The following is a 20,641-nucleotide window of genomic DNA, read 5'->3' as shown; positions in this document are numbered from 1 at the left end:
GAGCGGTCGTCTAGCAAGTGGAGCCCGCGGAACCGGCCTTGCCGGGTCGCTGGGCTCGCCCCCTTGAGGTGGGCGTTGCTCGAACACAAAGAGTCCTGTGGACTGTTTGCGCCTAGCAAGGGCCAAGCCCTCTGGGCCTGGCGGCGCGCAGCGCTTCGGGGGTGAGTCACAGCCCCATCTGCTTGCGCAGCTCGGTTTGGTTCTGGCGGGTCATCAAGGTGCCGCTGGTCAGTGTGACGGCCGGCGGCGCTTGGCTTGTAGTGATCCAGCTGTACATATTGGCGGCGGTCTCGTAGCCATGGCGCTTGGGGCTGATCAAGACTGTGCCGAAAAAGGCGGTCGGCGCCGGCTTGGTGAACTCGTTCAGTGCGGTCTGGCTGCCGCCGATGCCGATGGCGATCAGCTCATCCTTGCGGATGCCGCGGCCCTCACCGGCGCGCACGGCGCCCAGCACCGCTTCGTCATTCATGCCCATGGCCACCCAATGCTTGAATTTCGGGTTCTTGGTGAAGGCGATATTGGCGGCGTTGAAGGCGTTCTCGGTGTCGGTCTTGGCCTGCGGCGCGGCTATCACATTGTCAGCAGGCAGGCCGGCGGCCTTCAAGGCGTCAACGGCACCTATGGTGCGCTCGCGCCCGGTCGGCAACTGGTCAAAAGCGACGCGCAGCGCGCCGACTTCGTTCAAATTCCAACCGCGCTTTTTGATTTCTTCCAGCAGACCGAGGCCGACCTGCTTGCCGATCTCATAACCCGAGATGCCCATGTGAGGGATGCCGGCAATCGGCTTGCCGGCGCCGTCGACCAATTGATCATCGACCGAGATGACCTTCAGGTCATGGCGCTTGGCGGCGCGGGCGACCGCCGCGCCCAGCTTCACATCGGGGGCGCATATCACAAAACCTTGCGCTTTTTGCGTGGCCAGATTGTCAATCGCGGCCATCATTTTTTCGCCGTTCGGGATGCCGATCTTGACGAGCGTGAAGCCCTTGTCCTTGGCGGCTTGCTCGGCGTATTTCCATTCGTCCTGGAACCAGGGCTCCTCGGCTTGCTTGACCAGGAAGCCGATTTTGACGGGGTCGGCGGCATGGCTGGCCAATGGCAGCAGGGCCAGCAGGGCGCTGGCCAATAGGGGCTTGGCCCATTGTTGTAGTTTGATTTTCATGGCTTTTTTGTCTCCGTTCTTGGGGCGTAAAACTAAGCAATCGGACTGTCGTCGAACAAGGCATCCGGCAGGCCGCGCACCAGCGGCTGCCGGCCTCCGAACAGGCTGCCTGAGCCGGGCAAGCGCTCCAACTCCTCGCGGCTCAAATCGGCGCGCGCCGAAGTCACCATCAGCTGATCAAAATCATCGCCGCCGAAGGCTGGGCAGGTGGTGTTGGTGGCCGGCACGCCGACGATGTGCATCAGCTGCCCATCAGGCGAGTACTGCGCGACGCGGCCCGCGCCCCATTGGGCATTCCAGAGGCTGCCGTCGGCCGCGATGACCGAGCCATCAGGCCAGGCATGGTCCGGTGTGACGCGAGTGAACAGGCGCAGATTGGCGACCTGCGCACTGTCCGCGTCGTAGTCGCACTGCATGATGGCTTGGCTCAAGGTGTCGCAGAAGTACATGGTGCGGCCGTCCGGGCTGAAGCAGATGCTGTTGGCAATCGCCACCGCCGGCAGGGCCAGGCGGCGCAGGCCGTGCTGCAGCGAATATTGGTAAAAACTGCCGATCGGCCGTTTGTCGCTGGCCTGGTTCATGGTGCCGAAGACGAAGAAGCCGCGCCGGTCGGTGCGCCCGTCGTTGATGCGGGTGCGCGGCTCGGCCGGGTCGACCGGCACCAGCGATTGGATGGCGGGAACGCTGCTACCTGTTGCCTGAAGGTCCGCCAGCGTGGCCAGGCATAGGCGCTTGGCCAGGCCCAACAGCAAACGGCCCGAGCGGCAATGGGCAAAGCTGCCGAGCCGGTCAGGCAGTTTGACGTTCAGCGTGCTTTCGTCGCCCGGTGTCCAGGCGTGCAGCGTCGATGCCTCGATATCGGTCCACCACCAGCGCGCGCTGCCGGCATGCCATTGCAGGCCCTCGCCCAAGGTCGCGCCTTGCGCGAGGGCGAGGGTGAGCGAGGCCTGCTCATCAGCGTGTTCAAAAGGGCTCGGTGTTTCGGTGGGCATGGCTGGCTGAGGGCGAATGTGGTGGCGAGTGCAGTCGGCAATGAGCGACAAGAACCCTTAAGTTAACGGCCTTTGCAATGCCTAACAAATGGTTTATTCGGCTGCAGCTATCAGGATTATGTATAGCTACAAGGCTCCGGGCCGCAGGCTCCAGCGGTAAACGGGGATCAGATCGATCTTGCGCAGGGCGGCTATTTGCGCCTCGCCCTTGAAGTCCGGGCGAGCTTCGCGCGGCAGGTAGATTGGCGCATCGGCGCGCAGCGGCAGCACGCTCAGGTTTAGGTTTAGTTTCAGGTTCAGAGGGCTCTTGGTCTTCAAACCCTTCAAACCGATTTGCCATTGCTGGCCGTTGTAATACCAGTCGTCCAGCATTTTTGTGCCGGCAAACAGGCGCCCAATGTCGCCGACGAAATCGATCTGCAAAAGCATATCGTCGACACCGTTCAAGGCCTGGTCCGGCAAGTCGATCTTCCAGCTGGCCGCCGCCTTGAAACTCTCCGGTATGGGCTGCAGCGCGGCGCGCGCCAGCCCGCCGATCATGACGGGCGGTGCTTTTTGTGCCTCGCGCACCTGCGTGACCTTGGCGGCGAGTTGGCTTGGCGCATGCTCGGCGGCCAAGACTTGGAACAGCCCGTCGCGGGCCGCCGGCTTGAGCGGCAGGCTGGACTTGGGCAACTTGGGTAAGGCGGGAAAGACGGCCACGCGCAGGCTCGGCGCGCCGGCCGACAGCACATCCAGGCCGCTAGCAGCGAAATGGCTGTCCTGCGCGCTCAGTACCAGGCGGCGCTGGCCGGCCAGCTCGCCAATCGACAGTTGTTGCGTCTGCTCCGGCGTCAGCAACAGGACGGTGACGGGGCGGGCACCAGGGCGCTTGATCGTCAGGGCCGCGTCGAGGCCGGGCTGCAACTGGTCGAGCACCAGCTTATCTCCGAGCGATTGGCTGCGCGCATGTGGTGCGCTGATATGCGTGCTGCTAGCCGCATAAAAACCCAGCTCGACCGGGATGCCGGCCTGGGCCGAGAACACATAGACGAGGCCGTCCTTGCCCTGGTCGAGCCGCGCGACCGGCTGGACCGTTGCGTAGCGCAAACGGGTGCCGCCCAGATCCAGATTGAGCGGCCAGATGAAGTAGGCGCCGTCGGCGATGTCGACCGGCTGCTGCGGGAACTGCAAGGTCTCCGTCGCCAGTTTCACCGAGAAGCGGATCTGCTTTTGCGCCGGCATCGCGTACTGCCGCACATGATTGTTGAAGAACAGGAAGCCGCTGTCACCGTTGGCGCGCACCGACCAGCGCGGCGTGCTCAGCTCGGCCGCGTCCGCCGGCGTGCTGGCCGGCTTGCGCACCGTCATGGTCGCCAGTTGCGGGCCGAAGTCCTGCAAGAAGTAGTGAAAGGGCCGCAGCTTGTTCAAGACCGGGCGCTGCTGGCCATCGGGCCCGAGCGGGGCATTGAAGTCGTAGTTGATTGCGGGCGTGTCGTTGTAGCCGCCGCTGAGGGTGCTTTCCTCTAATGTGTTGACGCCGTTCACGCTGAGCGGATTGCGCCCGCCGTGGAACATGTAATAGCCCATCAAATTGACGCCCGAGCCCAGCTGTACCGGCAGCATCGATGCGATGTCATCCGCCGACACGAGCGTGCGGCGGCGGTACATGGCCGGCAGGCCGGCACCATATTCGGCACCCAGGAAGGGCGTCAAGCCGATATCGGTCTCGGCCGTGCCGGGCGCGGTCGCGGCCGTCTGCGCGCCGAGGTCGCCGGAGACGCGGCTGTCGAAGCGAAAGGCATAGGTCTCCTTGGGCGGCAGCTCGGTCGTCGAAACGCCCCAGGGCTCGTCGGGGTAGCCGCCGAAGACGGGCGTTACTTCGCCGGATGGGTAAATCGTGCCGTCCCAGCCGGTGACGGTGTAGAGCGGCGCGTCCATGCCGGCTTGCCGGGCCAGGAGCTTCAGCTTGCTGATATGGGCGGCGCCTTGGCCGGGTCCATTCAGGTTGTATTCGTTTTCAAGTTGAATCGCGATGACATGGCCGCCGTCTTTCCACATCAGGCCCTTCAGTTGCTGACCGATCTGGCCATACAGGCGCTCGACCAGGGCCAGGTACTGCGGGTCATTGCCGCGCGTGGGCATGGCAGCCACGACCCAATCCGGGATGCCGCCGAAGCGTGCCTCGGCATGGGCCCAGGGGCCGATGCGCACCACCACATCGAGGCCGATCTTGCTGGCCAGCTGCACAAAGCGGCGCAGATCGCGGTTGCCGCTCCAGATGAATTGACCTTCTTGCTCTTCGTGGTGGTTCCAGATCACATAGCTGGCGACGATGGTGATGCCGGCCGACTTCATCTTGCGCAGCTCGCCCTCCCAACTCTCGGCCGGGCTGCGGCTGTAGTGGAATTCACCCATCACTGGCAGCCAGGGCTTGCCATTGCGTGTCAGGTACTGGTTGTTGGCGCCCAGCGTCTCGCCTTTGGGCGAGACTGCACTGCCGAGTTGCAAATGGCCGGTTTGCGGTGCCGGGGCTGGCGCACTGGCGTCGATCTGCAGCAGGGTCTGTGCCTGGCTGAGGCTGCTGACGAAGCTGCCGACGCAGGCGCCAAGCAGTCCTGCCGCGATTCTTTTTTTGTTCATGGTGTCTCTGGTTTTTTTCTTGATCAGCGCCTCGGCGCGGCGGTTTATAGCGCGCGCCAGGCCTGTACAAAAGCACGCGCGCGCTCGGCGACGGCTGCGGCAGAGTAGCCCGGCGCATACAGGGCCGAGCCGAGGCCGAAGCCGGAGGCGCCGGCCTGCACATAGGGCGCCATGGTTTGTGGCGTCACGCCCCCGACGGGCAGCAGAGGCAGGCTGAGTGGAATCACCGCTCGCATTGCTTTGACGATCTGCGGCGTGATCAGCTCGGCCGGGAACAGCTTGACGGCGTCGGCGCCTGCATCGGCGCAAGCAAAGGCCTCGGTCGGCGTCACTGCACCGGGCACGCAGAACATGCCGTCCGCCTTGGCGGCCCGCACGACGGCAGTATCAGCATGGGGCATCACGATCAAGCGGCCACCGGCATCGCGGACCTGGCGCGCAGCGGCGGGGCTCAAGACGGTGCCGGCGCCCAAGAGTGCGTCGGCCGGCAGGCAGCGCGACAGGCGCGCGATTGAGTCCAGCGCCTGTGGCGAATTCATAGGCACCTCTATCAGGCGAAAGCCTTCTTCATAGAGGCCCAGCGCGATTGCCTCGACTTCGTCGGGGCGTACGCCACGCAGGATGGCGACCAGGGGCAATTCGGCAAAAACTCGGTCGAACAAGGAAGTCGTCATAGGTCGGTCCAATTCAGTGCGAGGTCTGTAGCCAACCGGCGCTTTGCGCCAGCCGCCAAAGCCCTGTCGGTGCGGTGTTGTCGAGGCGCAGCGCGACCCCACAATCAAAGGCGTTCAAGCCTTGCTCGTAGCGAGCGCAAAGTGCCGGTTCGCCGATCAGCAGCAGTGGCGCCAAGCCCAAGCCATGCGCTGTGCGCCAGGCCAGGCCGGTGCGCAGTTCATGGCCGATCAGCAGGCCGGACATATAGTCGGCCAGGCCGCTGGCAGGCAGTTGCTCGGTCAAGCCCAGGGTGCGCACGGCAAACAGCTGATGGCCCAGGCCCAGGTGGCCAGCGTCCCGCGCGGCCCGCACGCCGGCTAGAAAGGTGCTGGAGTCGGTGGCCGCCACAGGCTCGGGCATCAGTCGCCCTAACACCGAATGTTGACGCAGCAGGGCAAACAGCTCGCCGGTCATCTGGGTGGCAAAGCCGCGCACCTTGGCGTCGCGCAGCTCGGCCCATTTCGAATGGGTGCCCGGCATCACGACGCAGGCCGCCTCGGCCAAACCGGGGTGCAGCGCAAGGGCGCCGAACAGCTGTGTCTCTTCGCCCCGCATCACATCGGGCGGCATGCCCTGGGGCTGGTATCGCAGACCCGGCAGTATGCGCAAATGTTGACCCACGCCGAAAGCTACTTCGACGGAGCTTGCGGCCAAATCGGCTCCGCTTGCGGGGCAGTCCACATAGGGCGCCTCGCGCCAGCCATGTTTGGCGCCGACCATGCCACAGGCCAAGACCGGCAGCTGCGGCTGGACTTGCAGCCAGTCGCCGGCGATTTGTTCGAGCGCCTGTGCGTAGGCTTGGGGCTTGCCGTCCATCACGCTGGCACCCATGGCCGAGCTGCGGGACGCGAGCGTCTGGCCCTGCGCGTCGATCAGAAAGGCGCGCAGCCCGCTGCTGCCCCAGTCGAGGGCGAGCAGGGCGGCGTGCTGGCCGCTGCTGGAGATCACCATTCGGCCACGCTGCCATCGGCATGGCGCCACAAAGGGTTGCGCCAATCGGGTGCATTGCGGCTGGCTTCGATGACGCGGGCCTCGTCGATCACGACACCCAGGCCCGGTTTGGGCAGTGGCGAGATGTAGCCGCCTTCGATATGGAAGTCGTCCTTGTTCAACACATAGTCCAGCAGCTCGCCACCCTTGTTGTAGTGGATGCCCATGCTCTGCTCTTGCAGTACCGCGTTGTGCGACACAAAGTCCACCGCCAGGCAAGCGGCCAAGGCTACCGGGCCGAGCGGGCAATGAGGTGCCAGCGCTACGTCATAGGCCTCGGCCATGGCGGCGATCTTCACGCATTCGGTGATGCCACCGGCATGCGAGAGGTCGGGCTGCACGATGGCGATGCCGCCTTGCTCGAACACGCGCTTGAATTCGAAGCGCGAGTACATCCGTTCGCCGGCGGCCAGCGGAATCGAGGTGCTTTCGGCCAGTCGGGGGTAATGCTCGGCCTGCTCGGCCAGCACCGGCTCTTCGACGAATAGAGGCCTGTAGGGCTCCAGCGCCCGCAGCAGAACCTTGGCCATGGGCGCAGCGACGCGACCGTGGAAGTCAATGCCGAACTCAATCTCGTTGCCAAAGGCGGCGCGGATCTCAGCGATACGGGCGACGGCGCTATCCACCGCCGCCGCACTGTCGATGATGCCGAATTCCTCGGTGCCATTCATCTTGAAGGTATCGAAGCCACCGGCGCGCAGGCGCCGGATATCGGCAATCACATCGGCCGGGCGGTCGCCGCCGACCCAGGAATAGGTCTTCATGCGGTCGCGCACCAAGCCGCCCAGCAGCTCGTAGACCGGTACACCCAATAGCTTGCCCTTGATGTCCCATAGCGCTTGGTCGATGCCGGCAATTGCACTCATCAGGATGGCGCCACCCCGGTAGAAACTGCCGCGGTACATCACCTGCCAGAGGTCATTGATGCGCGCCGGGTCTTGGCCGATCAAAAACGGGGCGAACTCCTGGACAGCGGTTTCGACGGTGCGGGCGCGGCCCTCAATGACAGGTTCTCCCCAACCCACCACGCCCTCATCGGTTTCGATCTTGAGCAACATCCAGCGTGGCGGCAGGCGGTAGGTCGTGAGCTTGGTAATCTTCATGGGGCCGTTGGCAGTCAAGAAACAGCCGTCAGCTTAAGTCTGCGAGATAGCTTCAAAGTATCACTTTTGAGTGATTAACTATGTTGGATCCGGATAGGTGAGAGCGTGGCCGATGGCGATGCCCAGCGGTCAATGGGCCGCTGCTGCCGGCGCCGCTTGGGCCCCGGGGCCCAAGACCTTGAGCAAGAAGGCATCGAGCTCTTGCAGCAGTTGCAGCTGATAAGGCTGGTGGCTCAGTTGATGGTCTCCGCGGTCTTGGCTGATGAAGCGATAGTCTTTGCCGGCGGCCTTGAGTGCATCGGCCATCCAGACGCTGTGCTCGTAAGGCGCTTGGCGGTCCAGGGTGCCATGCACCAGCACCACCGGGACTTCGATTTTTTCGACTTGCAGCCGGGGTGACGTGGCTTCAAGTCGAGCCCGGTCGGAGACCAAGCTACCGATTTGTCGCTCAAGCGCATGGGTGCTGACCAAGAGTCGGTTGTTCGCGATCTCGCGCGCGTACTCGACCAGATCGGTCAATGGCGCAAAGGCGAAGGCGCCGCGATATTGCTGCGGTGTTTTGACCGCGCCCATCAAGGCGGCATAACCGCCATAGCTGGCTCCCACGATCGCTACGCGTTGGGGGTCGGCGATGCCGCGCCTGACCAGTTCCGCGACGCCGTCGCTGAGGTCATCCTGCATCTCCAGGCCCCAGCGCTTCAGACCTGCCTCCATAAAGGCCTGACCAAAGCCGGTGGAGCCGCGGAAATTGACCTGCAAGACCGCGTAGCCCCGCTCCGCCAGAAAGGCTGGCCAGGTTTCGAATTGGCTGCCGGTCGCCGCTTGCGGACCGCCATGGGGCAACACCACCAGCGGCAAGTTCTTGCTCGGCACTCCCTTACTGAGTTCAGGCAGGCTCAGATAGGCCTGCAAGGGCAGGCCGTCGCGGGCCTTGAATCGGATGCTTCGCTTGCGGGCCAGGTGCTCTGGGTCGAGTTGCGCGTTGAGCTCGGCCAGTACCGCCAAGGCACTCTTGCTGCGCTGACCGAGCAAGTATTCACCCGGTTGGCCGTTGCCAAAGGAGCGCAGCAGGTAGACATCGTCGTCCTTGACCAACTGCAAGAGGCGGTTGGCCCGCTTGGGCAAGGCTTTGTCTATGCGTTCAAGCAAGGCCTTATGTTCCTCGCTCCAAAAGTAGGCGGCAGCGTCTTGGCCGTTGGAGACGAAGCCCACGGCCTCACCGGTTTTGCTGGAATGCAGCAAGCGGCCCTCCAGGTCTCTGCCGGACTTGGGCTGGAACTTCAGCGTCAAAGGCAAGGCCGGGTCGCTCAGGTCCATGGTGTAGATGGCTTGGAAGCCTTCATGCATGGCACTGACGAAAAGGACTTGCGGGTCGAGCCCGAAGCCCAGTGGCAGGACGCGGGCGGGGTCAAAGTAGCCGAAGCTGCGTGCCAGCCGCCAGTTGTCACCCGCCGGGTCGCTGACCCAGAGCGAGAACCGGCCCTCGGTGAAGCCGACACCGACCCTTACCCGGTGCTGGGCATCGGTGAACCAGCTGCGGATGTCGGCCTTGGCCTCGCGCAGCAATTGCCGCGCGCCGGTGTTGACGTCGACTTTGAAGACGGCCGGCGCACCGCTGAATTTGGCATTCGGCTGACTCATCAGTATGTGATGGCCATCGTCAGCCAGCCAGTCAATCACCACCGCTTGGTCGAGCGCTTGGGCGATGTCCTCTTGGCCCCGCATGCGGCTGAGATTGAGCAGGTGTGAGCCATCGGCGTTGACCGCCAAGAGACGCGATTCCATGCTGTCGGCGCTGCTGAACCAGCTCACTTGGCGCGTGCTGGGGTAGCGCAAGCTGACCACCAAACGGTCGGCGTTGACCCAGCGCAGCCAGTTGAACTGGTGCTCCAGATTGTCGCTGGCCATCAGTTGCTTGAACGTGCCGCCCTTGACCGGGCGAGTCACCAGCACACTGAGCTTGCCTTGGTTGAGGACGGCGGCAATTTGCTTGCCATCCGGCGAGAGCTGCACATGCTGCAGCAAGGGCGCACGAGCGAAATCTTCTATGGTCTGGGCCGGCAGTTTCTTTGTGCTCGGGCTGCTGCTTGGCTGCGAGGCCTGCACGGTTGACTGCTCGGTAGGCTCGCTGTCTTCGGCTTGTGCAAATGCAGCGCTGCTGCTCAGGAGCATCAGAGCGCCCAGAGCCAGCAGCGCTCTGGCGAAATGCTGGTGGGATTTCATGCGTGCTGATCTCGTTGTTGATGGCGTTGGCGGGCGGGGCCAGGCTGCAGAACTCAAACAGCGACCTTCAACCAGCTGCAGAGCGGGTGGTTTTGCAGCCGCAGCGTTTGTTCGGCCAGGCCAGCCATTGCGCGCGCGCCGGCTTCGCTGAAATGGGTGTTGTCTTTCTTGCCGGCCGGGTAACGTTCATACTCACCGGGTTTGGCCCAGAGAAAGAGCGGCTCGGATTGAGCCGGGCCGAGTGCTTGCAGCAGCACGGCGCTGGCGCGGTGCAGGTCCAGCAGGGGCACGTCCATTTCAACGGCGACTTCCCGCATCACGACGGGGTAGTCGGCATGGGTGTCTTTCAAGCGGCCTGTGGCGTCAAACTCGCGCCGCATCAGGGAGGTCGCCAGCAACGGTGTGGCGCCGCGCTCACGCACATCGCGCACGAACAGCCGCAGGTTGTCGCGGTAGGCGCCGTGCGCGGCGGCGTAGCGTGCCAGGTCCTCTTTTTTTGCGTCGTTGTGGCCGAACTGGATCAGCACAAAGTCACCCTGCGCCAGTTGAGCGAGCAGATGGGCCCAGCGGCCTTCGTCTTGAAAGTTCTTGCTGCTGCGGCCATTGACCGCGTGGTTGACGATGCGCACCGGCTCTTTGACCCGCTCGCGAAACATTTGGCCCCAGCCGCGTTCGGGGTTGGGCGGGTCCAAGGGCTTGTCCGCCATGGTGGAGTCGCCGACCAGATGCAGGGCAGGGTGGACGGTGGCCAGCGGCGGCGGAGCAGGGGGTGGCGGTGGTGGGTTGACGGCGGCGGGCAAGCCGGCATCGGCCCAAACCGGCTGGCCAGCGCCGACGGTTAAGGTCAAGGCACAAGCCTGTTTCAAAAGCTCGCGCCTCTCCAAGGGCATGGTCCTGGGCATGGCATCTCCAAATTGACATCAAACAGCCGGCGAAAAAAGGGGTGCCGAGCTTGCACTCGCACCCCTTGGACTACAGCTGCAGTTTCAAGCGCGGGGCTTAGAACTTGTAGCGGAAGCCAATCAAATACTCACGGCCGGTCACGTTATTGACCACCACGCTGTCGCGCTGGCTGCTGATGTATTGATCATTGGGCTGGTTGGTCAGGTTGACGCCTTCCAGCGTGATGTCCAGCTTGTCATTGACCTTGTAGGAGATCGATGCATCAACGTTGAAGGTCTTGTTCTTGCCTTCCACATCGTTGTTGTTCTGACCCGGCACGCGCGTCAAATAGGCCTCGCGCTGCGAGCCCGACACCCGGGCGCTGAAGGTGCCGTCGTCGTAGTACAGGGTGGTGTTGTAGCTGCGCGGTGACAGATTGATCAGGTCATTGGTGATCGTTGCCGTGCTGGTGGGCGAGACGATGTATTCGATCTGTGACTTCACATAGGTGTAGTTGAACAGTGCGCCAAAGTTTTTGCCCCAGGCCGGCAAGAAGCTGAACGGCTGCTGGATATTGAGCTCGAAGCCGCTGAGCTTGCCGCCATTGGTGTTGACCGGCGAAGTGACCGCAAAGACCTCTTCGCCCGTCATGCCTGGTGGCAACAAGGACATCGGCAAGCCGGTCTGGTTGTAGGGCAAATTGGTCTTGACGGTCTGGATATAGGTCTTGATGTTCTTCTGGAACAGACCCAGGCCGACGAAGGCGTTTTTCTCGTGGTACCACTCCAGGCTGGCGTCGAAGGTGTCGGCGCGGAAGGGCTTGAGCAGCGGGTTGCCGCCGGTATAGGTCAGCGTGCCGGTAGTGCTGAGCGTGCCGCCGGGGCTCAGGTTGGCCAATTGAGGCCTGGACATGACCTTGGCAGCGGCACCGCGCAGAATCAAGTTCTTGCTTAGGTTGGCGGCGACGTTTATCGCGGGCAGCCAGTCGTCGTAGCTGTTTTCCGCTGTGACCGGGGTGCCGCCGGCCGTGGCCAGATAGCCATCCGCCGTCATCTTGGTCTTGACGTAACGCACGCCCACGTTGCCGCGCAGCGGAATGCCGCCCAGCTCGGAGGCGAAGTCTGCCATCGCGAAGCCGCCGCTGTCGGTTTCGGTGACGGTGCGGTTGTTGCCTCGGGCGTTGGCGTTCGTGGTCGAAGTCAGCGTGTAGTCGCCTGGGCCGCCGGCTGCGCCGGTTTTCAGGCAGTTGCAATAGATGTCGTAGGCGCTGCTGATGGCATTCAGGTCGGGCAGCACCCAGCTGGTGATGGTGCCGGCCGGAATGCTTTGGCCCTTGCCGAAGCCGGTCAAGCTGGTGACCAAGCTGGCCTGCGTGACCCCGGCGGGCAGGGTGTTCATGGTTTCGACCGTGCGGCGGGCCTCATAGGTCTCGAACTTGAACTTTTTGAAGTCACCGCCTACTTTAAGCGTCAGCTTTTCATTGAGCTCCCAGGCCAGATCCAGATGTGCCAGGTCGTTGGTGTTGGTGGTGCCGTTCGGGCGGATACGCACTTCGCTGGGCGTGAAGTTGCTGATGCTGGCCGAACCGACCGGCACGCCGATGATCTTCAGACCGCCATTCGGGTCGGACGGGTTGAGCGAGCCGTAGTTCAGTATGGGCAGGCGGTCGCTATTGCGGAAGTCCATCTCGTAGCCCTGCACATTGGCGGCGTCCAAGGTGGTGGTGGTCTGGATCGGGTTCCTGAATTTGGATGTGGCGCGGCCGAACCTTGCGTTGAGTTTCAAGGTGTCGGTCAGATCCTGCTCCAGCGTCAGGGTGGGCTGGGTGAAGGTGGTAGAGAGCTGATCGAAGCGGGACTCCGAACGGATATCGACACCGTTGTACTTGCCGTACAGCAGGGCGCCGTTGGGCGCATATTCGGTTGCCAGCACGCTGGTTTGCGGCTTGCCGCCCTGCGACAAGGAGCGGCTGAAGGAGATCGCTTCGAGGAAGTCTTCCTTGCGCGTTGCGTCGAGCTTGGAGTACAGCATGTCGACGGTAACCAAAGTGCCTTCGGCCGGCTTGATCTGGAAGGAGCCGGTCAGACCCAGGCGTTCCTGGTCGTGAGTCAGGCGGCCATAGCGTGGCAGGCGCGGGTGGAAGTTCTCGGCCTTGCTGGCTTCTTGGTAGGCAGCTTGGTTGGCCGGCGTATTAGCCAGGCGAGGCACGCCGTTGGCGGCCGGGCCGCACGTCGTTGCGGTGGAGCCGGTCGGCAAGGTGGTGCCGGGGGCGATGGTGGCGCCCTGTGGTGGGCACCAGCCGCCGGACGATGGGCCGTTGTCCCAGCGCACGGTGCTGAAGCCTTCTTCCAGAACCTCACGTTTGGAATAGGCGCCGGAGAACAAAACACCGATCTTATTGTCGGCGAAGGTGTTCGACAGTAGGAAGGAGGCTTTGGGCGTGGTTTTGCCGGACAGGTCGTTGTACATGCCCTTGAGCGACATCGCACCAGTGAAACCCGCTTTGAGGTCCAGGGGGCGGGTTGTTTGCAGGTCAACGGTGGCACCCAGCGAGCCTTCGTCGATATCGGCGGAGCTGCTCTTGCGCACGGTCAGGGAGCTGAACAGGTCGGCGGCAAAGACGTTGAAGTCAAAACCGCGCGACCGGTTGGCGCCGCCCGAGCTGTCGGTGCCGCCGGTGGTGGCCAGCGCCTCGATGCCATTGATGCGCACACGGGTGAAGTCCTGGCCCAAGCCGCGCACGGTGATGGAGCGTCCTTCGCCGGCATCGCGGTCGATCACCACGCCGGGCACGCGCTGCAGCGACTCGGCCAGATTGGTGTCGGGGAACTTGCCCATGTCCTCGGCCTTGATGACGTCAACAATGCTGTTTTCGTCGCGCTTGGCGCGCAAGGCCGTTTCCAAGGAGGCGCGAAAGCCGGTCACCGAGATGGTGTCCAGCCTGGACTCGCTGGCCGCCGCGGGCTTGCTCGCTTCTTGCGCATGGGCCGAGCCGATCAAACTCAGCACGGCCAAGGAAATCATCGACATCACGAGGGCGTGGGGATGGGACTTGTTACTGCTGCTGGGGCGCGGGTTCATGGTTTGTCTCCTGCTGTTTTTCAATGAGCGCACCGCCGCTGGGCAGCGGTACACATAGCTGGCTTGGCCTGGATGACATGTCTTCGCATGTTTGAGGGCCGGTGTTGTGTCGAATTGCATCGCGGTGCGCGCAGGGCGCCGCGATGTCTTCATGTCTGCCCGGGCGCTGCAGTGCGCCCCGGGCGAGAAAGGGGGTTTAGAGATAGTCCTCGCGGCGAGGTGAAAACTGGTCCAGCAAGGTGCTGCCGGCTGCCAGCGCGACCACGCCATGCGGTGTCAGGCGCGGCGCCACAAAGGCGTCGCCGACGCGCAAGACCTTTTTGACGCCACCGACGTCGGCCTCAAACTCGCCGCTGATTACAAAAGCGATCTGGTCATGGTCGTCATGCGCATGGACGGAGCCAATCGCACCCTGATCAAATTGCACCAGCACCGACATCAGCTCCGGCGTATGGCCGACGACCTTGCGGCGTATGCCGTCACCCAACTCGGTCCAAGGTGTGGCGGCATTGTCAAAGTAGGCGGTCATAGGTTTGGGTTCCTGCGGTCGTTGTGCTGTGGCGTCTTGCCTGCGACCTCGGCTGCTGCTTGAAGTTGCAAGTCTGAGGCTGCGATGGACTCACTATACCGTCTGCGTGAAAAAATGAAACAGTGGTTCACTAAATAGAAACCATTATTCCGGGAAAGCACTAACATCGGTTACGCTTGCACCCAACAAGACCGCAGAGTGCCAGATTAGGGCACTCGAGACCCCAGCCGAGACCAAGGAGCACCCTATGCAAGTCCGTCAACCCGTTCACAGCGAACACGCCCGCAGCCTCGATACCGAAGGCCTGCGCCGCCACTTTTTAGTGGAAGACATGTTCAAGCCCGATGAGGCCACGCTGACTTACAGCCAGATCGACCGCATCATCGTTGGCGGCATCATGCCTGTCAGCAAGGCAGTGACCTTCGCTGCTGAGTTGGGCAAGTACACCGGCACCGATTTCTTTCTGCAGCGCCGCGAGTTGGGTCTGATCAATATCGGCGGCGCAGCGCGCGTCACGGTGGATGAGCAGGTCTTCGAGGTCTGCGCCCGCGAAGCGCTTTATGTGGGCCAAGGCGCCAAGGTCTTGGCGTTTGAGAGCGTCGACGCGGCCATACCGTCCAAGCTCTATTTCAATTGCGCACCGGCGCATACGGCTTACCCGCACCGAAAGGTGACCTTGGCCGAGGCTTCGCCCGAAACCTTGGGCGCGCCCGAGACCAGCAATCGCCGCACCATCTATAAATTCCTGGTGCCCGATGTGCTACCGACCTGCCAATTGCTGATGGGCATGACGCAGTTGGAGCCGGGCAGCTTGTGGAACACCATGCCTTGCCACCAACATGACCGCCGCATGGAGGTGTATTTCTATTTCGATATGAACGAGAACGCCGCCGTCTTCCACATGATGGGCGAGCCGACGCAGACGCGCCACCTGGTGGTGCGCAATGAGCAGGCGGTGATCAGCCCGAGCTGGTCCATCCACTCCGGTGTGGGCACCCAGGCTTACACCTTCATATGGGGCATGGTGGGCGAGAACCAGGTCTTCAAGGACATGGATCATGTGCCCATGACCGCGCTTCGCTAAATTTCAAACAAGAAGAACACCGAAAGCCAAGCATCATGATTCTCGAAAACTTCCAACTCAACGGCCAGGTCGCCATCGTCACCGGTTGCAATACCGGCTTGGGGCAAGGCATGGCCCTGGCCTTGGCGCAGGCCGGTGCCGACGTGGTCGGCATCAATGTGACCGAACCGACCGAGACGCGTCAGCAAGTTGAGGCCACCGGCCGGCGCTTTCTGGACCTGCGCGCGAATCTGTCCGACATCAGCTGCATCGATGGGCTGATCAAAGAAGCGCTGACCTTGACCGGCAAGATCGACATTCTGGTTAACAACGCCGGCATCATCCGCCGCGAAGACGCGATCAAATTCAGCGAGAAGGATTGGGACGATGTCATCGACCTGAACCTGAAGACGGTGTTCTTCTTCTCGCAGGCCGCGGCCAAGCAATTCATTGCGCAGGGCAATGGCGGCAAGATCATCAATGTGGCCTCGATGCTGTCCTACCAGGGCGGCGTGCGGGTGCCGTCCTACACCGCGTCCAAGAGCGCGGTGATGGGCATCACCCGCGCGATGGCGAACGAATGGGCTTCGCACGGCATCAATGTGAACGGCATTGCGCCCGGTTATATGGCGACCAACAACACCGCTGCACTGCGCGCCGATGAGGGCCGCAGCGCCTCCATCCTTGAACGTATCCCGGCTGGCCGCTGGGGCTCACCGGAAGACTTGGCCGGCCCGGTCGTGTTCCTGTCTTCCAAGGCGTCCGACTATGTCAACGGCTACACCGTCGCCGTCGATGGCGGCTGGTTGGCTAGGTAGAACACCCCCGTAGGCGCTGCGCGCCACCCCCTCAAGGGGGCGAACTCAGTGGCCCGGCGGAGCCGGTTCCACGAGTTCTACTTGAGAGGTCGGCTCCTACTGCTGCGCAGTGGGGCCTCCAAGTTGTTCCGTCGGAGACACGGTGACGCTATGTATGAAAACAAAAAACTAGGCTTTCTGTTCGTGCTGCCCTTTGTCTTGGGCGTGCTGGGCTTCAAGCTATTTCCCTTCGTGATGAGCTTCGCGCTCGGCTTCACGCAATACGATCTGATGGACCCGCCGGTGTTTGTCGGCCTCGACAACTATGTAGAGATCGCCAGCGCCGACCCGCTGTTCCGCAAGTCGCTGGGCGTCACACTCTTGTTCGCCGTGCTGGCGGTGCCGCTGCGCGTCGGCTTCGCGCTCTTCATTGCCCATGTGCTGAACTACAAGCTGCGCGGCATCAACTTCTTCCGCGCCGCTTTTTACCTGCCGTCCATCCTCGGCGGCTCGATCGCCACTGCGGTGCTGTGGCGCTTCATCTTCGCCAAGGAGGGTCTCGTTAATCTGCTGATGATCAAAGTGGGCCTGGAGCCTATCGCCTGGCTGGCCGACGAACACTACTCGCTCTGGACCATCGTGCTGCTGTTCACCTGGCAGTTCGGTTCGGCGATGGTGATATTTTTGGCCGCGCTGCAGAACGTGCCGGTATCGCTGTACGAGGCGGCCGAAATCGACGGCGCCAACAAGCGCCAGCAGTTCTTTCGCATCACTGTGCCGCTGATCACGCCCGTTATCTTTTTCAACATGATCATGCAGATGGTGCAGGCCTTCCAGGAGTTCAACGGCCCTTATGCCATCACCGAAGGCGGCCCGCTGCATTCAACCTATGTGCTGGCGCTGTACATCTATGACCAGAGCTTCCGCTACTTCAACCTCGGCTATGGCGCGGCGCTGTCCTGGGTCTTGTTCGCCCTGGTTGGCGGTCTGAGTGCGATCTCGTTCTGGAGTTCCAAGTACTGGGTCTTCTACTCGGGTGAGAAGGAGACGTCCAAATGAGCGGCGCAAATAGTGATGTACCTGCGCTGATCCTGGGGCGCGACCAGGGCAATTCCTGGCTCCGCTACGTGGCGCTGTTTGCCGTCGCTCTGGTGATGCTGTATCCCTTGGCCTGGCTGATCGGTGCATCGTTCAAGAGCAATGTTGAGATCTATAGCGAAATCGGCTTCTGGCCCAGCCGATTCGATTTCGGCGCCTACGTCAAGGGCTGGAAGACCAGCACCGAGTACACCTTCGCGACCTATTTCCTGAATAGCTTTTTGATCACCATCCCGCGCATCATCGTGACGGTGATCTCCTGCGTGCTGGTGGCCTATGCCTTCGCCCGCTTTGACTTCTGGGGCAAGAAGTTCCTGTTCAGCATCATGGTCGGCACGATGATGTTGCCGCTGATCGTCTTGCGCCTGCCGCAATACCTGATGTTCCGCGAGTTCGGTTGGCTCGACACCTATCTGCCGCTGATCCTGCCCTCGGCCTTTGCCACCGACACCTTCTTCGTCTTCATGCTGGTGCAGTTCCTGCGCGGCATCCCGCGCGATATGGAAGAGGCGGCCCAGATCGACGGCTGCAACGCCCTGCAACTGCTCTGGCACATCATCGTGCCTATGCTCAAGCCGGCCATCATCTCGGTCATCGTGTTCCAGTTCATCTGGACCATGAACGACTTCATGGGCCCGCTGATCTATCTGGCCTCGGTGGAGAAATACCCGGTTTCGCTGGCCTTGAAGATGAGCATAGGCGCCACCGAAGAGGTCGAGTGGGCCAGCGTGATCGCGATCTCGGTGGTTGCCCTGATCCCATCGGTGGCGGTGTTCTTCGCCGCCCAGCGCCATTTCATTGAAGGTTCCGCTTCAAGCGGAATCAAAGGATAAAGAGAGAGACAACAAAATGGCGCAGCTAAGCCTGAAGAAAATAGAGAAGGTCTACCCGAATGGCTTCAAGGCCGTGCATGGGGTGGACTTGGAAATCCGCGACGGCGAGTTCATGGTCTTTGTCGGCCCCTCGGGCTGCGCCAAGTCCACGCTCTTGCGCATGATCGCCGGCCTGGAGACCATCACCGGCGGTGAACTGCATATCGGCGGCAAGCTGGTCAATACCCTGGCGCCCAAGGCGCGCGGCATTGCGATGGTGTTCCAGAACTATGCGCTCTACCCGCATATGAAGGTCTATGACAACTTGGCCTTCGGATTGAAGCTCGCCGGCGCCAAGAAGGACGAGGTCGACCAACGCGTGCGCCATGCGGCCAAGCTGTTGGAGATGGAGCATCTGCTGGACCGCTACCCCAAGCAGCTGTCGGGCGGCCAGGCGCAGCGCGTCGCGGTCGGCCGCGCCATCGTCAAGAAGCCCGAGGTGTTCTTGTTCGATGAGCCGCTGTCCAATCTGGATGCCAAGCTGCGCGCTTCGATGCGGGTGCGCTTGACCGAGCTACACCGCACGCTGCGCGAGTCGGGCCAGCCGGCCACGGTCGTCTACGTCACTCACGACCAGGTCGAGGCGATGACCATGGGCGAGCGCATCTGCGTGCTCAAGGACGGCGTGATCCAGCAGGTCGATACCCCGACCGCGCTCTATGACCGTCCGGCCAACGCCTTTGTCGCCAGCTTCATCGGCTCGCCGGAAATGAATATCCACCCGGCCACCCTGCAGGCCGACGGCGCCGGTTTGGCCGTGCTGCTTGGGGGTCAGGTCTTGCCCTTGCCCGAGGCCAAGGCCCAGCGCATGCGTTTGCAAACAGGGCCAATCAAGTTCGGTCTGCGCCCGGAACATATCTCGGCCGAGGCGCGCCCGCAGGGCGACAGCTTCCCGGTGCCGGGGGCGCTGCGTTTCTCCGAGCATATGGGCAGCGAGGTGTTTGTGCATTTCGACATCGGCAACGTGCCCATGACGGCGCGCGTGCCAGCCGACCAACTCGGCAGCTTGGCTGGCAAGACGCGCGGCGCGGCCCATACATTTCATCTGCAGCTCGGGTGCAGCCACTTGTTTGATGGCGCTGAAGACGGCAGCGGCGCCAACCTGCTGCTCTGAAGGTTGATATGAGCTTATTTGAAAGACGCCGTTCGCTGTTTGCGCTGGCCGCCGCCAGCTTGGTCGCTTTGGCCAACGCCCCGGCAAATGCCGCCGATGCTGCCGAGCCCACCGTCTTGCGCTTCGCCTGGTGGGGCGGCGGTGCCCGCCACCAAGCCACGCTGAAGGCAATCGCCGCTTTCGAGCGCCAAAACCCCGGCCTCAAGATCAAGGCCGAGTACATGGGTTTTAACGGTTACCTGGAGCGCCTGACCACGCAAATCGCCGGCGGCTCCGAGCCCGACGTGATGCAGATCAATTGGGCCTGGATGGCGATGTTCTCCAAGCGCGGCACCGGCTTCACCGACCTGAATCAGTACCGCCATGTGCTGGCGCTGAATCAGTTCAGCGAGCAGGATCTCAGCATGGGCATGGTGGCAGGCAAACTCAATGCCTTGCCGGTGGGCTATAGCGCGCGGATATTCCTGTGGAACAAGGCCGCGTTTGATCGCGCCGGTTTGCCTCTGCCCAAGACCTGGGACGAGTTGTTCGCCGCCGGCGCGGTCTTCAAGCAGCGGCTCGGCCCTAAGGCCTTCCCGCTGGACGGTGAGCTTTACGACATGATTCTGCTGTCGCAGGCCTATGTGCACCAGAAGCTCGGCACCGCCTATCTGGACCCCAAGCAGCCGCGCGTGGCGATGAGCCCGGCGGCGGCGTTGGAATGGGTGCAGACCTATAAGCGCCTGGTCGACGGCCACACCGCCACACCGCTGCGGCTGCGCGCCAGCCTGGGTGGCGCGGAAAAAGCGACCGAGCAGCAGCAGGATTGGGTGGTCGGCAATTGGGCCGGCAACTACACCTGGGACAGCGCGATCGCTTTGCGCGCCAGCACGCTGGATGCGCAGCAAAAGCTGGCGCTGGGCGAGTTCCCGACCCTGCCCGGAGCGGCCAATAGCGGCATGTTCGGCCGTCCCTCGCTGATGTTTGCGGTTGGGCGCAACAGCAAGAAGGCTGAGCTGGCGGCGCGCTTCATCAATTTCCTGCTGACCGATCCGGAAGCCGCGCGCATCCTCGGCAAGACCCGTGGCGTGCCCGGCGCGCAGAGCCAGTTTGATTTGTTGGTGCGCGAGAACGCCTTGCCGCCGCTGGAGCTGCAGGCCCATGCGCAGATACAGGCGCAAAAGCAGGCCGGGCGTATCGAGCTGCCGTCGCCGCTGTTCGAGCATGCGCGCATGCAAAAGTTCATGCGTGAGGTGTTCGAGACGGTCGCCTATGGCAAGACCACCGACGCTGAGGCCGCAAAACGTCTGGTCGAAGAGGGTAATGCCTTACTTAGGCGTATCAAGTAGATGCTGGCATGAATGACGAGAGAGGGCCGGAGAGCCGGAGAGTGAGCTGGGTGGCGAGCGGATGGCCGCAG

General features: G+C 62.7%; 16 protein-coding genes. 6 read left to right on the top strand and 10 right to left on the bottom strand.

The window, feature by feature from the left end:
• Positions 1-166: 166 nt before the first annotated feature.
• The 10 genes from LNV09_RS08970 to LNV09_RS08925 all read right to left on the bottom strand — a co-directional run bounded on the left by LNV09_RS08970 (position 167) and on the right by LNV09_RS08925 (position 14,298).
• Positions 167-1,162 carry an arabinose ABC transporter substrate-binding protein gene (locus tag LNV09_RS08970; RefSeq protein WP_263556733.1) on the bottom strand — a complete coding sequence of 332 codons (996 nt, stop codon included), beginning with the start codon at positions 1,160-1,162 and terminating at the stop codon, positions 167-169.
• 32 nt (positions 1,163-1,194) lie between these two features.
• A complete protein-coding gene (locus tag LNV09_RS08965) occupies positions 1,195-2,154 on the bottom strand; it encodes an SMP-30/gluconolactonase/LRE family protein (RefSeq protein ID WP_263556732.1) in 960 nt (319 codons plus the stop codon).
• A 126-nt stretch (positions 2,155-2,280) separates the two neighbouring features.
• On the bottom strand, positions 2,281-4,776 hold the full coding sequence (locus LNV09_RS08960; protein ID WP_263556731.1) for a beta-galactosidase: 2,496 nt from the start codon (positions 4,774-4,776) through the stop codon (positions 2,281-2,283).
• A gap of 44 nt (positions 4,777-4,820) precedes the next feature.
• On the bottom strand, positions 4,821-5,450 hold the full coding sequence (locus tag LNV09_RS08955; protein ID WP_263556730.1) for a 2-dehydro-3-deoxy-6-phosphogalactonate aldolase: 630 nt from the start codon (positions 5,448-5,450) through the stop codon (positions 4,821-4,823).
• 13 nt (positions 5,451-5,463) lie between these two features.
• Positions 5,464-6,441, bottom strand: a complete 978-nt coding sequence (locus LNV09_RS08950) for a 2-dehydro-3-deoxygalactonokinase (protein ID WP_263556729.1) — start codon at positions 6,439-6,441, stop codon at positions 5,464-5,466.
• Positions 6,435-7,583, bottom strand: coding sequence for a galactonate dehydratase (gene dgoD, locus LNV09_RS08945; protein ID WP_263534023.1), 1,149 nt, complete (start codon positions 7,581-7,583; stop codon positions 6,435-6,437). The genes LNV09_RS08950 and dgoD overlap by 7 nt, the downstream gene beginning before the upstream one ends.
• 129 nt (positions 7,584-7,712) lie before the next feature.
• Positions 7,713-9,806, bottom strand: coding sequence for a S9 family peptidase (locus tag LNV09_RS08940; protein ID WP_263556728.1), 2,094 nt, complete (start codon positions 9,804-9,806; stop codon positions 7,713-7,715).
• 53 nt (positions 9,807-9,859) lie between these two features.
• Positions 9,860-10,708 (bottom strand): rhamnogalacturonan acetylesterase, encoded by an 849-nt coding sequence (locus tag LNV09_RS08935; protein ID WP_263556727.1) that lies wholly within the window; start codon positions 10,706-10,708, stop codon positions 9,860-9,862.
• A 97-nt stretch (positions 10,709-10,805) separates the two neighbouring features.
• The gene (locus LNV09_RS08930) at positions 10,806-13,769 is read right to left on the bottom strand and encodes a TonB-dependent receptor (RefSeq protein WP_263556726.1); all 2,964 of its coding nucleotides are present in this window, start codon (positions 13,767-13,769) and stop codon (positions 10,806-10,808) included.
• Between the two features lie 196 nt (positions 13,770-13,965).
• On the bottom strand, positions 13,966-14,298 hold the full coding sequence (locus LNV09_RS08925) for a cupin domain-containing protein (protein WP_263556725.1): 333 nt from the start codon (positions 14,296-14,298) through the stop codon (positions 13,966-13,968).
• Positions 14,299-14,545: 247 nt separating this feature from the next.
• Here LNV09_RS08925 and kduI point away from each other — a divergent pair, with 247 nt between their 5' ends.
• The 6 genes from kduI (at position 14,546) to LNV09_RS08895 (ending at position 20,570) form a co-directional block, all read left to right on the top strand.
• Positions 14,546-15,382, top strand: coding sequence for a 5-dehydro-4-deoxy-D-glucuronate isomerase (kduI, locus tag LNV09_RS08920; RefSeq protein ID WP_263556724.1), 837 nt, complete (start codon positions 14,546-14,548; stop codon positions 15,380-15,382).
• A 35-nt stretch (positions 15,383-15,417) separates the two neighbouring features.
• On the top strand, positions 15,418-16,179 hold the full coding sequence (gene kduD, locus LNV09_RS08915; protein WP_273601084.1) for a 2-dehydro-3-deoxy-D-gluconate 5-dehydrogenase KduD: 762 nt from the start codon (positions 15,418-15,420) through the stop codon (positions 16,177-16,179).
• A 150-nt stretch (positions 16,180-16,329) separates the two neighbouring features.
• Entirely contained in the window at positions 16,330-17,217 is an 888-nt protein-coding gene (locus LNV09_RS08910; RefSeq protein ID WP_263534029.1) for a carbohydrate ABC transporter permease, read from the top strand.
• Complete coding sequence (locus tag LNV09_RS08905) at positions 17,214-18,089, top strand: carbohydrate ABC transporter permease (protein WP_263534030.1); 876 nt, start codon at positions 17,214-17,216, stop codon at positions 18,087-18,089. The genes LNV09_RS08910 and LNV09_RS08905 overlap by 4 nt, the downstream gene beginning before the upstream one ends.
• Before the next feature lie 16 nt (positions 18,090-18,105).
• A complete protein-coding gene (locus tag LNV09_RS08900; RefSeq protein ID WP_263556723.1) occupies positions 18,106-19,242 on the top strand; it encodes an ABC transporter ATP-binding protein in 1,137 nt (378 codons plus the stop codon).
• A gap of 8 nt (positions 19,243-19,250) precedes the next feature.
• Complete coding sequence (locus tag LNV09_RS08895) at positions 19,251-20,570, top strand: ABC transporter substrate-binding protein (protein ID WP_263556722.1); 1,320 nt, start codon at positions 19,251-19,253, stop codon at positions 20,568-20,570.
• The last annotated feature ends 71 nt before the right edge of the window (positions 20,571-20,641 follow it).

It is taken from the genome of Paucibacter sp. B2R-40 (assembly GCF_025717555.1).
Taxonomy (GTDB): Bacteria; Pseudomonadota; Gammaproteobacteria; order Burkholderiales; family Burkholderiaceae_C; genus Paucibacter_A.
Note: the sequence above shows the minus strand (reverse complement) of the source record. Positions and strands in the feature narration are given on the sequence as shown.

What these genes read in the sequence shown, in the direction of transcription:
- LNV09_RS08970 (WP_263556733.1), bottom strand. Translation starts at nt 1,162, where the DNA reads ATGAAAATCAAACTACAACAATGGGCCAAGCCCCTATTGGCCAGCGCC.
- LNV09_RS08965 (WP_263556732.1), bottom strand. Translation starts at nt 2,154, where the DNA reads ATGCCCACCGAAACACCGAGCCCTTTTGAACACGCTGATGAGCAGGCC.
- LNV09_RS08960 (WP_263556731.1), bottom strand. Translation starts at nt 4,776, where the DNA reads ATGAACAAAAAAAGAATCGCGGCAGGACTGCTTGGCGCCTGCGTCGGC.
- LNV09_RS08955 (WP_263556730.1), bottom strand. Translation starts at nt 5,450, where the DNA reads ATGACGACTTCCTTGTTCGACCGAGTTTTTGCCGAATTGCCCCTGGTC.
- LNV09_RS08950 (WP_263556729.1), bottom strand. Translation starts at nt 6,441, where the DNA reads ATGGTGATCTCCAGCAGCGGCCAGCACGCCGCCCTGCTCGCCCTCGAC.
- dgoD (WP_263534023.1), bottom strand. Translation starts at nt 7,583, where the DNA reads ATGAAGATTACCAAGCTCACGACCTACCGCCTGCCGCCACGCTGGATG.
- LNV09_RS08940 (WP_263556728.1), bottom strand. Translation starts at nt 9,806, where the DNA reads ATGAAATCCCACCAGCATTTCGCCAGAGCGCTGCTGGCTCTGGGCGCT.
- LNV09_RS08935 (WP_263556727.1), bottom strand. Translation starts at nt 10,708, where the DNA reads ATGCCCAGGACCATGCCCTTGGAGAGGCGCGAGCTTTTGAAACAGGCT.
- LNV09_RS08930 (WP_263556726.1), bottom strand. Translation starts at nt 13,769, where the DNA reads ATGAACCCGCGCCCCAGCAGCAGTAACAAGTCCCATCCCCACGCCCTC.
- LNV09_RS08925 (WP_263556725.1), bottom strand. Translation starts at nt 14,298, where the DNA reads ATGACCGCCTACTTTGACAATGCCGCCACACCTTGGACCGAGTTGGGT.
- kduI (WP_263556724.1), top strand. Translation starts at nt 14,546, where the DNA reads ATGCAAGTCCGTCAACCCGTTCACAGCGAACACGCCCGCAGCCTCGAT.
- kduD (WP_273601084.1), top strand. Translation starts at nt 15,418, where the DNA reads ATGATTCTCGAAAACTTCCAACTCAACGGCCAGGTCGCCATCGTCACC.
- LNV09_RS08910 (WP_263534029.1), top strand. Translation starts at nt 16,330, where the DNA reads ATGTATGAAAACAAAAAACTAGGCTTTCTGTTCGTGCTGCCCTTTGTC.
- LNV09_RS08905 (WP_263534030.1), top strand. Translation starts at nt 17,214, where the DNA reads ATGAGCGGCGCAAATAGTGATGTACCTGCGCTGATCCTGGGGCGCGAC.
- LNV09_RS08900 (WP_263556723.1), top strand. Translation starts at nt 18,106, where the DNA reads ATGGCGCAGCTAAGCCTGAAGAAAATAGAGAAGGTCTACCCGAATGGC.
- LNV09_RS08895 (WP_263556722.1), top strand. Translation starts at nt 19,251, where the DNA reads ATGAGCTTATTTGAAAGACGCCGTTCGCTGTTTGCGCTGGCCGCCGCC.